The 12,952-nt window shown below is 60.7% G+C and carries 12 protein-coding genes and 1 pseudogene; 8 read left to right on the top strand and 5 right to left on the bottom strand.

Annotation, left to right across the window (positions count from 1 at the left end; genetic code table 11):
* The first annotated feature begins 76 nt into the window (after positions 1 to 76).
* Positions 77 to 253: a hypothetical protein gene (locus tag HT737_RS06135; RefSeq protein WP_174376820.1), complete on the top strand. Its 177-nt coding sequence runs from the start codon at positions 77 to 79 to the stop codon at positions 251 to 253.
* 49 nt (positions 254 to 302) lie between these two features.
* Here the strand turns inward: HT737_RS06135 and HT737_RS06130 are convergent, their stop codons facing one another.
* A complete protein-coding gene (locus HT737_RS06130) occupies positions 303 to 1,604 on the bottom strand; it encodes an MFS transporter (protein ID WP_047295263.1) in 1,302 nt (433 codons plus the stop codon).
* Positions 1,605 to 1,676: 72 nt separating this feature from the next.
* On the opposite strand from HT737_RS06130, the gene HT737_RS06125 reads away from it, so the two are divergent.
* Together HT737_RS06125 and sthA are read left to right on the top strand one after the other, a co-directional pair.
* Positions 1,677 to 2,726 carry an FAD:protein FMN transferase gene (locus HT737_RS06125; RefSeq protein WP_182401859.1) on the top strand — a complete coding sequence of 350 codons (1,050 nt, stop codon included), beginning with the start codon at positions 1,677 to 1,679 and terminating at the stop codon, positions 2,724 to 2,726.
* A 197-nt stretch (positions 2,727 to 2,923) separates the two neighbouring features.
* A complete protein-coding gene (sthA, locus tag HT737_RS06120) occupies positions 2,924 to 4,318 on the top strand; it encodes a Si-specific NAD(P)(+) transhydrogenase (protein WP_041068973.1) in 1,395 nt (464 codons plus the stop codon).
* A 42-nt stretch (positions 4,319 to 4,360) separates the two neighbouring features.
* On the opposite strand, the gene HT737_RS06115 is transcribed toward sthA, so the two are convergent.
* Both HT737_RS06115 and HT737_RS06110 read right to left on the bottom strand, forming a co-directional pair.
* Positions 4,361 to 5,083, bottom strand: coding sequence for a glycerophosphodiester phosphodiesterase family protein (locus HT737_RS06115; protein ID WP_041068969.1), 723 nt, complete (start codon positions 5,081 to 5,083; stop codon positions 4,361 to 4,363).
* Between the two features lie 13 nt (positions 5,084 to 5,096).
* Positions 5,097 to 5,678 carry a PilZ domain-containing protein gene (locus HT737_RS06110; protein ID WP_047295261.1) on the bottom strand — a complete coding sequence of 194 codons (582 nt, stop codon included), beginning with the start codon at positions 5,676 to 5,678 and terminating at the stop codon, positions 5,097 to 5,099.
* A 94-nt stretch (positions 5,679 to 5,772) separates the two neighbouring features.
* Between HT737_RS06110 and HT737_RS06105 the strand changes: the two genes are divergently transcribed.
* The 3 genes and pseudogenes from HT737_RS06105 to HT737_RS06095 all read left to right on the top strand — a co-directional run bounded on the left by HT737_RS06105 (position 5,773) and on the right by HT737_RS06095 (position 9,131).
* Positions 5,773 to 7,023, top strand: a complete 1,251-nt coding sequence (locus HT737_RS06105) for a lipoprotein-releasing ABC transporter permease subunit (protein ID WP_095668723.1) — start codon at positions 5,773 to 5,775, stop codon at positions 7,021 to 7,023.
* Between the two features lie 7 nt (positions 7,024 to 7,030).
* Positions 7,031 to 7,717: a lipoprotein-releasing ABC transporter ATP-binding protein LolD gene (gene lolD / locus HT737_RS06100; protein ID WP_182401857.1), complete on the top strand. Its 687-nt coding sequence runs from the start codon at positions 7,031 to 7,033 to the stop codon at positions 7,715 to 7,717.
* 168 nt (positions 7,718 to 7,885) lie between these two features.
* Positions 7,886 to 9,131 (top strand): annotated as a pseudogene (locus HT737_RS06095) (lipoprotein-releasing ABC transporter permease subunit).
* Positions 9,132 to 9,254: 123 nt separating this feature from the next.
* Here the strand turns inward: HT737_RS06095 and HT737_RS06090 are convergent.
* Positions 9,255 to 10,604, bottom strand: coding sequence for a heavy metal sensor histidine kinase (locus HT737_RS06090; RefSeq protein WP_182401855.1), 1,350 nt, complete (start codon positions 10,602 to 10,604; stop codon positions 9,255 to 9,257).
* The gene (locus HT737_RS06085; RefSeq protein WP_041073997.1) at positions 10,604 to 11,284 is read right to left on the bottom strand and encodes a heavy metal response regulator transcription factor; all 681 of its coding nucleotides are present in this window, start codon (positions 11,282 to 11,284) and stop codon (positions 10,604 to 10,606) included. Before HT737_RS06085 ends, HT737_RS06090 begins: the two co-directional genes overlap by 1 nt.
* A 155-nt stretch (positions 11,285 to 11,439) precedes the next feature.
* Here HT737_RS06085 and HT737_RS06080 point away from each other — a divergent pair, with 155 nt between their 5' ends.
* Both HT737_RS06080 and queF read left to right on the top strand, forming a co-directional pair.
* The gene (locus HT737_RS06080) at positions 11,440 to 11,973 is read left to right on the top strand and encodes a plastocyanin/azurin family copper-binding protein (RefSeq protein ID WP_095668725.1); all 534 of its coding nucleotides are present in this window, start codon (positions 11,440 to 11,442) and stop codon (positions 11,971 to 11,973) included.
* A gap of 61 nt (positions 11,974 to 12,034) precedes the next feature.
* Complete coding sequence (gene queF, locus HT737_RS06075) at positions 12,035 to 12,865, top strand: NADPH-dependent 7-cyano-7-deazaguanine reductase QueF (RefSeq protein WP_182401853.1); 831 nt, start codon at positions 12,035 to 12,037, stop codon at positions 12,863 to 12,865.
* Positions 12,866 to 12,952 lie beyond the last annotated feature (87 nt).

Genomic DNA, 12,952 nt, shown 5'->3' with positions numbered 1-12,952 from the left:
TGCCGMAGGTGCGATCTTTTGATCTTGTTCTATGCTGAAAGTAATACCGCAGGGTATGCGTTCAGAGGTCTACGCCATGAACATCAGAACAAGAAGGTACTTCGCGATCTTCATCACCTGCGCCGCCACGCTGGCGCTGTACGGCACTGCGGCCTGGCGGGTCGAGCAACTGCGACAACTGCCCCGCGATTATGCGAGCTGCAATTTCGAGCGTTGTATTCCGCACAATGCGACGCTGAACGCATTGCGCTGATTCGGCTTGCTATCAACCTGTGGGAGCTTGGCTTGCCAGCGATGGCGTCCTATCTGGCGCCACCTGCCACAGCGGCTTGCGCAGTGCGCAATTCATGTTTGTTGCCGCGGAACAGCACCAGCGTCGCAATCAGCCCCAGCACCGCCGCACCGCTGAGCCAGATTCCCGGCGCAGCCTTGTTGTCCAGCACGTGAATCAGGTAAGTACAGGCCGCAGGTGTAAAGCCGCCAAAGGTCGCTGTCGCCAGGCTATAGGCCAGCGAGAACCCGGTCGTGCGCACTTCCACCGGCATGATTTCGGTCAGCGCCACCACCATCGCGCCGTTGTACGAGCCGTACAGGAACGACAGCCACAGCTCGACGATCAGCAGATGACTGAAGCTCGGGTTCGCCACCAGCCACGACAGCGCCGGGTAAGCGGTCAGGATCGCCAGAAGGGTCGCCGCCAGCAGTAGGGGTTTGCGCCCGATCTTGTCGGACACCGCACCCATCACTGGCAGCCAGAAGAAGTTCGACAGACCGATGCACACCGTTACCAGCAGCGCGTCGAAGTCCGACAGATGCAGTTCGGCCTTGCCGAAGGTCGGGGTGTAGGCAGTGATCAGGTAGAACGAAACCGTGGTCATCACCACCAGCGCCATGCCAGCGATGACGATGCCGAAGTTCTGGCCAATCGAGCGGACGATTTCCCGCAGGGTAGGGCGATGTTTGCGCGCCTGGAACTCCGGCGTTTCTTCCAGCGAGCGACGAATCACGAAGATCACCGGAACGATCATGCAACCGATCAGGAACGGCACGCGCCAGCCCCAGTCACCCATCTGCTCCGGGCTCAGCCAGTGGTTGAGGCCCACCCCGAGCAGACCGGCAAACACCACCGCTGCTTGCTGGCTTGCCGACTGCCAACTGACGAAAAAGCCCTTGCGGCCCGGCGTGGCAATTTCCGCCAGATACACCGAAACACCGCCCAGCTCGACGCCGGCCGAGAAGCCTTGCAGCAAGCGACCGAACAGCACGATCAACGGCGCGGCGACACCCAGGGTGGCGTAACCCGGCACGCAGGCGATCAGGATCGTACCGGCGGCCATCAGCGCAAGGGTAATGATCAGGCCCTGGCGACGACCGTGACGGTCAATGTAAGCGCCAAGGAAGATCGCCCCCAGCGGACGCATCAGGAAGCCAGCGCCGAAGGTGGCCAGGGACAGCATCAGGGAAGCGAAGGCGCTGTCGGCCGGGAAGAAGGTTTTGGCGATGGCCGTGGCGTAGAAGCCATAGACCATAAAGTCGAACATCTCGAGAAAGTTACCGCTGACAACGCGAAAAATCGCTTTGCCTTTGCCCGTGGTCGAGGACATTTTCAGTTACTCATTATGGGTTTCTTGTAACGCGTTGCATCCGATGGGGAGCGTGCGGGCCTTTGATCCATAATGGCCGGCGCGCTTTTATGGGGAGATGAAGAATTGTTCACTGGACGGTGGGTTGGGCTTGTGAGTGTGGTGGTTGTCCTCGTGGCCTGTGGCAACGGTGATTCCCTGGAAAGTTTTGGTGGCCCGACCATGGGCAGCACGTATTCGATCAAGTACGTGCGACACGCGGGTATTGCCGAGCCGGCGCAAGTTCGCCGGGAAGTGGAAGGTATCCTCGCTGACGTGGATCGACAGATGTCGACCTATCGCAGTGATTCCGATATCGAGCGCTTCAATGCCTTGCCGGCGAACAGCTGTCAGACCCTGCCCGCCGCCGTGCTCGAATTGGTCCGAGTTGGTAAGCAACTGGCAGAGCAAAGCGAAGGTGCCTACGACTTGACCGTCGAGCCGCTGATGAATCTGTGGGGGTTCGGCCCGCAAGGGCGTGAAGAGAAAGTCCCCGACCCCGCCGTGCTGGCCGAAACCCTGCAGCGGGTCGGCTACCGCCATTTGCGTATCGACGGCGACCGTTTGTGCAAGGACGCCGCTGTCGAGGTCGATTTCAACAGCATCGCCGCCGGATATGCCGTCGACACCATCGCCGCCAGACTCGAATCGATGGGCATCCATGACTATCTCGCCGAAGCCACCGGCGAGCTGAAGGCCAAGGGCAAGAAGCTCGACGGCTCGGCATGGCGCATCGCGCTGGAGGCGCCGCGTGACGATCAACAGGTGGCCGAACGGATCATTCAGGTCGATGGCTACGGCGTGTCCACCTCCGGTGATTACCGCAACTATTTCCTGCAGGACGGCCGGCGCTATTCCCACACCTTCGATGCGCGGAGCGGGGCGCCGGTCCTGCACAACCTGGCATCAGTCACGGTGATTCATCCTTCAGCGTTGATGGCCGATGGACTATCGACGCTGTTGCTGATTCTCGGGCCTGAAAGGGCTTGGGACTATGCCGAAAAACACGACATTGGTGCATTCTTCGTGATTCGTGCCGATACAGGCTTTGTTATTCGCACCAGTGCGGCTTTCGAGCGCCTGAGTCGTGCAAAAGTTGACTGAAAACAGTACGAAAGCTGGCGTTGTAGTGCAGGCAAAAGTAGCCTACGACGCGACCAAGGGTTAATGTGCGCGGCGTTGACGCTTCTATAGACTGTGTCCGGGTTCTTTACTGGCCCCCAATTGTTCCTTCGCGCCGCGATTCGGCGTGATTTAGCCGCCGGTGCTGCTGGCACCGCGGCCTGTTCTGAGGAGTACGCATGGCTGTCTACAACTACGACGTGGTGGTGCTGGGTTCCGGCCCGGCGGGAGAAGGCGCGGCAATGAACGCCGCCAAAGCAGGGCGCAAGGTGGCCATGGTCGACAGTCGTCGCCAGGTCGGCGGCAACTGCACCCACCTGGGAACCATCCCGTCCAAGGCCCTGCGTCACTCGGTGCGGCAGATCATGCAGTTCAACACCAATCCGATGTTCCGGGCGATCGGCGAACCGCGCTGGTTCTCCTTCCCGGACGTGTTGAAAAGCGCTGAAAAGGTTATCTCCAAACAAGTCGCTTCGCGCACCGGCTACTACGCCCGTAACCGCGTCGACGTGTTCATCGGTACCGGCAGCTTTGCCGACGAGCAAACCATCGAAGTGGTCTGCGCCAACGGCGTGGTCGAGAAACTGGTGGCCAAGCACATCATCATCGCTACCGGTTCGCGTCCGTATCGCCCGGCGGACATCGATTTCAATCACCCGCGTATCTACGATAGCGACACCATCCTCAGCCTTGGCCACACCCCGCGCAAACTGATCGTTTACGGCGCCGGCGTGATCGGTTGCGAATACGCCTCGATCTTCAGCGGTCTGGGGGTGCTGGTCGAGCTGGTGGACAACCGCGGTCAGTTGCTCAGCTTCCTTGACTCGGAAATCTCCCAGGCGTTGAGCTACCACTTCAGCAACAACAACATCACCGTGCGCCACAACGAAGATTACGATCGCGTTGAAGGCGTGGACAACGGCGTGATCCTGCACCTGAAGTCCGGCAAGAAGATCAAGGCCGACGCTTTGCTCTGGTGCAACGGCCGTACCGGTAACACCGACCAGTTGGGTCTGGAAAACATCGGAGTCAAGGTCAACAGCCGTGGCCAGATCGAAGTCGACGAGGCTTACCGTACCTGCGTGCCGAACATCTACGGCGCCGGCGACGTGATCGGCTGGCCGAGCCTGGCCAGTGCCGCCCACGACCAAGGGCGTTCGGCGGCTGGCAGCATTGTCGATAACGGTAGCTGGCGCTTTGTGAATGATGTGCCGACCGGCATCTACACCATTCCGGAGATCAGCTCGATCGGCAAGAACGAGCAGGAACTGACCCAGGCCAAAGTGCCGTACGAAGTCGGCAAGGCGTTCTTCAAGAGCATGGCGCGTGCGCAGATCGCCGGCGAGCCGCAAGGCATGCTGAAAATCCTGTTCCACCGTGAAACCCTGGAAGTGCTGGGTGTTCACTGCTTCGGTTATCAGGCGTCGGAGATCGTGCACATCGGTCAGGCGATCATGAACCAGCCGGGTGAGTTGAATACGCTGAAGTACTTCGTCAACACCACGTTCAACTACCCGACCATGGCCGAAGCCTATCGGGTAGCGGCGTACGACGGCCTCAACCGGCTTTTTTGACGGGCTCCGGCCGGTGGCCTGAGCCGGCCGGGGAGACCGATTTCAGCAATTCTCGAGGGTGGCAGTGGCCAAACCGGGAAAGTCTGTAATCAGGCTGTCAACGCCGAAGTCGGCGAGTCTGCGCATCAGCGCAGGCTCGTTGACGGTCCACACCGACACATGCAGCCCCTGACGCTGCGCCTTCTGCAGGCGTTCCGGCGTACACAGTGTCCAGTTCAGCGCCAGAATCTCACAGCCATAGCTGGCGGCGACCTTCAACGGGTCGAGCCAGGCGTATTCGGCGACCAGTCCACGCGACACGTCCGGCACCAGCTCCAGCGCCGCCTTCAGCACTTCCCGCGAACTCGAAGTAATGGTGACCTTGTCCAGCAAGCCATGACGCTGGGCCATTTCGCGAATCGCCAGCACGGTGGTGGCGGCGCGGGTGCGTGAAGCGCTTTTGACTTCCAGTTGCCAGTGCTCGAAATCGCACTGCTCGAACAGTTCTTCCAGGGTCGGAATCGGGCACGGCTTGATCCAGCCCGGGCCGCCCTTGCGCGCGTCGTAGGTCACCAGTTCGGCGGCGGTGTGCTCGACCACCTTGCCGCGCCGGTCGGTGGTGCGCTTGAGGGTCGGGTCGTGGATCACCATCAGCTCGCCGTCCTTGGACAGGTGCAGATCCAGTTCGCAACGGCGTACGCCGTGCTTGAGACATTCCTGAAAACTGGTCAGGGTATTTTCCGGTGCTTCGCCCTTGGCGCCGCGGTGGCCGTAGATGAGGGTCACGGTGCTTCCTTAATTAAATGCCTGATTCGTTCTGTTCACGGGCCAGGCGTCGTTCCTGGGCCTGTTTCTGCAAGATATAGCGGGCGAGCAACTGGCGTTGGGCGTCGGTCAAGTGTTCGAACTCGGTGCCGACGTCGTAGCCATCGCCCTTGCGGTCGCAATGGGTGACGCGGGCACGCAGCAGCAGGCCCAGCGCCTGCGGCATCAGCACCAGTTTCACCGACAGGTGCGCGCCCGTGGCGATCGGCGTCGGGTGCTGAAAGTCGATACCGCCTTCGGAGAGGATCACCGGTTGCGGCTCGCCAATGTGACCGAGCACGGTCAGGGCGACCACCTGACTGAGCAGGTCGATGCGTTTGTTCTGGGATTTGAGGAACGCGGCAATCGCCCGGTCGCGCTCGCTGATCTGGCGCAACAGGTGTTGCGACTCGAATTCGCTCAGGTGCAGTTCGCTGAGCAGGTTGAACAGCGGGGAAGCATCCTGCAACACTTCCTGGCCTGCGGCTTCGGGAGCGGACAGGGGCCGAATTTCCAGTGCGATCATGTCCTCGATACGGTAGTATTCGCGGCGATCTTCTTCATCTAATGTCGACATGGCGAACCCATGGTAGCGGCGGTGGTCTGAGTGTAAAGCTGGTTATCGACCCCCGCCACAAGGACGTTCCTTTTCCCTCCGAACAAGCCCCGACATGTTCAGACCTCTCTTCGTATTTATCGGCACGCGTTATACCCGTGCAAAGCGTCGCAATCATTTTGTGTCATTCATTTCCCTGACTTCGATGATCGGGCTCGCCCTCGGCGTGATCGTGATGATCGTGGTGCTCTCGGTGATGAATGGCTTCGATCATGAGATGCGCACCCGCGTGCTGGGCATGGTGCCCCACGCGACTCTTGAAACCGGCGAACCGATCAACGATTGGCAGAGCCTGGCCGCCAAGGTCAAGCGCAACCCGGAGGTAACGGCCGTTGCGCCGTTTACTCAGATGCAGGGTTTGCTGACCAACAACGGCCAGGTGTCCAAGGTGTTGCTCAACGCCATCGACCCCGCGCTCGAGCGCAATGTGTCGATCATCGACAACTTCATGAAGCAGGGCAAACTCGACGATTTGACGCCGGGCAGTTTCGGCATCGTCATCGGCGACAAGGCCGCGACCAAGCTCGGCGTAGGCCTGGGTGACAAGGTCACCTTCGTCGCGCCGGAGGTCAGCGTGACCCCGGCCGGGATGTTCCCGCGCATGAAGCGCTTTACCGTGGTCGGCATCTTTCATGTTGGCGCCGGTGAGCTGGACGGCTATCTGGGCGTCACCAACCTGCAGGATCTGGCGAAGATGCACCGCTGGAAGCCTGATCAGGTGCAGGGCATCCGGTTGAAGTTCGATGATCTGTTCCAGGCGCCGCGCGTGGCCTGGACCATCGCCCAGCAGTTGGGCGAAGACCATTACTACGCCCGCGACTGGACCCGTACCCACGGCAACCTGTATCAGGCGATCCGCATGGAAAAAGCCATGATCGGTCTGCTGTTGCTGCTGATCGTCGCGGTGGCTGCGTTCAACATCATTTCCACGCTGGTAATGGTGGTAAATGACAAGAAGAGCGACATCGCCATTCTGCGTACCCTCGGCGCTACGCCGGGGACGATCATGCGTACGTTCATGGTGCAGGGCACCGTGATCGGCGTGGTCGGTACGGCGATTGGTGCGGTGGTCGGGATCTTCGCCGCGCTCAACGTCAGCGCTGCGATTTCCGCCCTTGAAGGGCTGATCGGCCACAAGTTTCTCAACGCCGACGTGTATTTCATCGATTACCTGCCGTCGCAGGTGCAGAGCCAGGACGTGGTCATGGTCTGCGCCGCTGCGTTGGTCCTGAGTTTCCTCGCCACCCTGTATCCCGCCTGGCGTGCTGCGCGCACCCAGCCGGCGGAGGCGCTACGTTATGAGTGAGTCGGGCATGAGTGATAAAGCAATCTTGAGTTGCCGCAACCTGGGCAAATCCTACGAGGAAGGCCCGGAGTCGGTGCGAGTGCTGGCCGGTCTGCAATTGGAGTTGCACCCGGGCGAGCGTGTGGCGATCGTCGGCAAATCCGGTTCGGGCAAAAGTACCTTGCTCAACCTGCTGGGCGGTCTCGACACCCCAACCGAGGGCAGCGTCTGGCTTGACGGCGAAGAGCTGTCAGCGCTGAGCGAAAAGAAGCGTGGTCTGCTGCGTAACCGTGCCCTCGGGTTCGTGTACCAGTTCCACCACTTGCTGCCGGAATTCACCGCACTGGAAAACGTCTGCATGCCGTTGCTGATCGGCAAGACCGCGATCCCGCAAGCACGTCAGCGCGCTACCGCGTTGCTTGAGCGTGTCGGTCTGGGCCATCGTCTGGAGCACAAACCGGCCGAGCTTTCCGGTGGCGAGCGCCAGCGTGTGGCCATCGCCCGTGCGCTGGTGAACAACCCAGGCCTTGTGATGCTCGACGAGCCGACCGGCAACCTCGATTCGCACACCGCCGAAGGCATTCAGGACTTGATGCTGGAACTCAGCACTTCGATGCGCACGGCGTTCCTGGTGGTGACTCACGACATGAACCTGGCCCGCCAGATGGACCGCGTCCTGCAACTGCAGGAAGGCTGCCTGACTCCAATCGCTTAAGAGCTACTGCGCTCGGAAATACTGCGTTAAAAACAGGCTCGGAATGCTCATTTACAGCCAGTAGGCTCCGCTTCCTCGCCTGTTTTTGCCTTGTCTTTCCTTCGCTCGCTACGCTCTCAAACGATTGGCCGCTTTTTTAAGCTTGATTTTTATACGGTGCCCCAGCGAATGTTCAGACCGTTATCGATCTTTATCGGCACGCGCTATACCCGCGCCAAGCGCCGCAATCGCTTTGTTTCGTTCATCTCGATGACTTCGATGATCGGGCTCGCCCTCGGCGTGCTGGCGATGATTGTGGTGCTGTCGGTGATGAACGGCTTCCAGCGCGAGATGAGCTCGCGCATCCTCGGCATGGTGCCGCACGCGACCATCGTTGGCGTCAAGCCGATCGATGACTGGCAGCCGGTGGCCGCTGCCGCGCTGAAAAATCCCGAAGTGACCGCCGCCGTGCCGTTCACCGAGATGGAAGGCATGCTGTCTTACAAGGGCTTGATGCAGCCGATCCAGATCAGCGGCGTCGATCCGGCCCAGGAAGGCAAGGTGTCGATCGTGGCCCAGCACATCGTGCAGGGGCGTCTTGATGATCTGAAGCCGGGTGAGTTCGGCGTGGTAATCGGTGAAATCACCGCGCGCCGCTTCCGTCTCAATGTCGGCGACAAGATCACCCTGATCGTCCCGGAAGTCAGCAGCGCACCGGGGGGGCATCACCCCGCGCATGCAACGGCTGAACGTGGTCGGTGTGTTCAAGGTAGGCGCCGAGCTGGACGGCTCGATGGGCCTGATCCACGTGGCCGATGCCGCGACCATGCAGCACTGGCAGCCGAATCAGGTGCAGAGCGTGCGCTTGGCGGTGAAGGATCTGTACGCCGCGCCGAAAGTCTCCTCGGACATCGCCGCAGGCCTGGGCGCCGAGTTCAAGGCTGACGACTGGACCCACACCCAGGGCAGTCTGTTCAGCGCGATGAAAATGGAAAAAACCATGATCGGCCTGCTGTTGCTGATGATTGTCGCTGTGGCGGCGTTCAACATCATCGCCACGCTGATCATGGTGGTGAACGACAAAGGCGCGGATATCGCGATTCTGCGCACCATCGGCGCCACGCCACGGCAGATCATGGCGATTTTCATGGTGCAGGGCACAGTGATCGGCATTGTCGGCACATTGATTGGCGGTGTGCTCGGCGTGATTGCCGCGCTGAACGTCAGTGAGATGGTCGGCTGGGTCGAGCGCGTCACCGGGCAGCACATCTTCAGTTCCGACGTGTACTTCGTCAGCAACTTGCCTTCGGAATTGCAGGGCGGGGATGTGCTGTTGATCTGCTCGGCGGGCTTTATTCTGAGCTTCCTGGCGACGGTGTACCCGGCGTTGCGGGCGGCGAAGATCGAGCCGGCTCACGCGTTGAGATATTCGTAAGCGCTGAAATCGCCATCGCGGGCAAGCCCGCTCCCACAGGTATTGAGTTGAGTCACCATTATGTGAACGACACAAAACACTGTGGGAGCGGGCTTGCCCGCGATGGGGCCGTACCTGCTGGCCTCAAGCCTCCTTGGGCAACTCGATCACAAACCGCGTCCACCCCGCAGCCGATTCGCAATGAATCTGCCCACCATGCGCCCGGACGATCGATTGGGTAATCGCCAGCCCCAACCCCGCATGCTCAATGCTGCCTTCCTGCCGCGCCGGATCGGCGCGATAAAACCGGTCAAACAGCCGTGGTAACAGCTCTGCCGAAATCTCTTCGCCACTGTTCTCCACCGACACCTGCACCGCGTGCGGCTGATCGACGATGGACAGGCGTACGCTGCCCGCCACCGGAGTGAAGCGCAGCGCGTTATCCAGCAGATTCGACAAGGCCCGGCGCAGCATGCTGCGATCGCCCTCTATTCGCGCATGACCTTGGCGACTCAGCGTCACCCCGGCGTCTTCGGCCAGTGGCGCGAAGAATTCGAGCAATACATCGCTTTCATCCGCCAGCTCCAGCGCCTCGCGCTTGGGCATCAGCAAACCATGGTCAGCCTTGGCCAGATAAAGCATGTCGTTGACCAGTTGGGCCATCCATTGCAGTTCTTCGAGGTTGCTGTGCAGGGCTTCGCGGTAATCCTCGAGCGGTCGTGGGCGGGTGAGGGTGACCTGGGTGTGGGTCAGCAGGTTCGACAGCGGTGTGCGCAGTTCATGGGCGATGTCGGCAGAAAACGCCGACAGCCGCTGAAACGAGTCATCGAGGCGTCCGAGCATGGCGTTGAAGCTGTGGGCCATTTCTGCCAGCTCCGGCGGCATTTGCGCTTCCGGCAGTCGGGCATTCAGCGATTGTGCAGAAATCCCACGGGCGACTGCACTCATGCGCCGCAGTGGGCGCAAGCCGCTGCGCGCCGCCCAGGCGCCGAGCAGCGCAGTGGCCAGGGCCGACAAGCCGACGGTCAGCCAGATCAGATGCTGCATGCGTTGCAGGAAGTGCTGGTGATGGGTGATGTCCAGCAGCAGCGTCAGTTGTGGTGTATCGGACTTGTCCGGGTAGAGCGGGGCGTTGAGCACGCGGTAGTCGGCGCCGTCATGGCTGATGGTCGACAGGCCGGATTGTTTCGGCAACTCCGTAGGGATCTGCGTCGAACTGTCGTACCAGCGCTGGCCGTCACTGCCGGTAATACGCAGCGCCAGATCGGCCTGGCGGCTCAGCTCATCCGCCAGCCGCGCCTCACGCTGAGCGGGTTGCACATCCTGCAAGGCCCGGCGCAGGCCGATCAGTTTGCCATCCAGCAATTGCTGATCGAGCTCAATGAAGTGCGCCTCGCTGGCGCGGCTGAACAGCACCCCGGCGAACAGCGAGACCACGGCGGTGCACGCGGCGAACAGCAAGGCCAGGCGAGAACTCAGCGACAGGCGACGCATCAGGCTGGACGCTCTTCAAGCACGTAACCCATGCCACGCACGGTGTGGATCAGTTTGTTGGGGAAGTCATCGTCGATCTTCAGGCGCAGGCGACGGATCGCCACTTCGATCACGTTGGTGTCGCTGTCGAAGTTCATGTCCCAGACTTGCGAGGCAATCAACGATTTCGGCAGCACTTCACCCTGGCGACGCAGGAGCATTTCCAGCAGGGCGAATTCCTTGGCGGTGAGGTCGATGCGCTGGCCACTGCGTTCGACCCGGCGGCGAATCAGGTCCAGGCGCAGGTCGGCCAGTTGCAGGCTGGTTTCCTGGGGTGTCGCACTGCCCCGGCGTAGCAGGCTGCGCACCCGCGCCAGCAACTCGGAGAAGGCGAACGGTTTGACCAGATAGTCGTCGGCACCGAGTTCAAGACCGTGCACCCGGTCTTCCACGGCATCCTTGGCGGTGAGAAACAGTACCGGCGTGTCGAGTCCGGCACTTCGCACCGCGTGCAGAATCTGCCAGCCACTGCGCCCGGGCAGCATCACGTCGAGGATCAGCAGCGCATAATCACCGCTCAACGCCAGTTGCTGGCCGCTGTTGCCGTCGGCCACCAGTTCCGTGTTGAACCCGGCCTCGGTCAAGCCCTGGCGCAGGTAGTGGCCGGTTTTCGGTTGGTCTTCGACGATTAGCAGTTTCATGGGCGACTCGAATATATAGAAACGAAAGCGTTATACCGTGGGAGCAGACGGCGCGCGCCAACCTGACAAAGTTGTAATCTGCCTGTCAGGTAGCTGCCAGCGCAGGCGGGCTAGAGTTTCCCACAGGCTGAACCTTTTCTTGTTGGAGTATGACCATGTTTTTGCGCAACCCTCTGGCCGTCGCCGCCTGCTTGCTGGCACTGAGTTCACCTGTCTGGGCCGCTCCCGCACACACTTATGATTTTGGCCAACCGGCACCAGCAGCCAAGGCTACTCGCAGCATTGAAGTTGTACTGAACGACATGTCGTTCGACCCCAAGGCGATTCAGGTCAAGGCCGGTGAGACGGTTCGCTTTGTCCTGGTGAATAAAGGCCAGTTGCTGCACGAATTCAACCTCGGTGACGCGGCGATGCATGCCCAGCACCAGCAGGAAATGTTGCAGATGCAGCAAAGCGGCATGCTGACGCCTACCGGCATGAAAGAAATGTCCCACGACATGGCGGGCATGGATCACGGCAGCATGGGCCACGGCATGAAGCACGACGACCCCAACAGCGTGCTGGTCGAGCCGGGCAAGACCGCGGAGCTGACCTGGACCTTCAGCAAGGCCACCAGCCTGGAATTCGCCTGCAATATTCCCGGTCACTACCAGGCGGGCATGGTCGGCAAACTGACTGTCAGTCAGTAAGCACTCAAAGGCGGGCGCAAAGGCTGATAGAATCCGCTGATTCTTCAGTCAGGTTTCCGCCATGCATCCCGCAGCCGAACATTCGCCGCTGGGCAAATCCAGCGAATACATCGCCACGTACACGCCGTCACTGCTGTTCCCGATTCCGCGCACCGCGAAATGGGCCGAACTGGGCCTGACCGCCGAAACCCTGCCGTATAAAGGTGTGGATTTCTGGAACTGCTTCGAACTGTCGTGGCTGCTGCCGTCGGGCAAACCGGTGGTGGCGATCGGTGAATTCAGCATTCCGGCGGATTCGCCGAACATCATCGAATCGAAGTCGTTCAAGTTGTACCTGAACTCGCTGAACCAGACGCCGTTTGCCGACATCGCCAGCCTGGAAGCGACGCTGGTCAAGGACCTGTCGGCCGCTGCCGGCAAACCGGTCGGCGTGCGCGTACGCAGCCTGAAAGAGGTCGAAGCCGAAGGTGTCGTGGCGTTGCCGGGCGTGTGCATCGACGATCTGGACATCAGCGTCAGCAACTATGAGCATCCGCGTCCGGAACTGCTGCGTTGCGATGATTCGCGAATGGTCGAAGAGAGCGTGCACAGCCATCTGCTCAAATCCAACTGTCCGGTGACCAGCCAGCCAGACTGGGGCAGCGTGGTCGTGGAATATCGTGGTGCGGCGCTGGATCACGCCAGTCTGCTGGAATACATCGTCAGCTTCCGCCAGCACTCGGACTTCCACGAACAGTGCGTGGAGCGGATCTTCCTCGATCTGCAGCGTTTGCTGAAGCCGGAGAAACTCACGGTGTTTGCGCGGTATGTGCGCCGCGGCGGGCTGGATATCAACCCGTATCGCAGCACCGAAGCGGTACAACTGCCGAACCACCGACTGGTCCGTCAATAAACATCTGAATTGTGGGAGCGAGCCTGCTCGCGAAGGCTGTGTGTCATTCAACGATGATATCGACTGACACGACGTCTTCGCGAGCAG

Origin of the sequence: Pseudomonas sp. MD195_PC81_125 (assembly GCF_014060985.1) — a bacterium.
Lineage (GTDB): Bacteria > Pseudomonadota > Gammaproteobacteria > Pseudomonadales > Pseudomonadaceae > Aquipseudomonas > Aquipseudomonas parakoreensis.
Note: the sequence above shows the minus strand (reverse complement) of the source record. Positions and strands in the feature narration are given on the sequence as shown.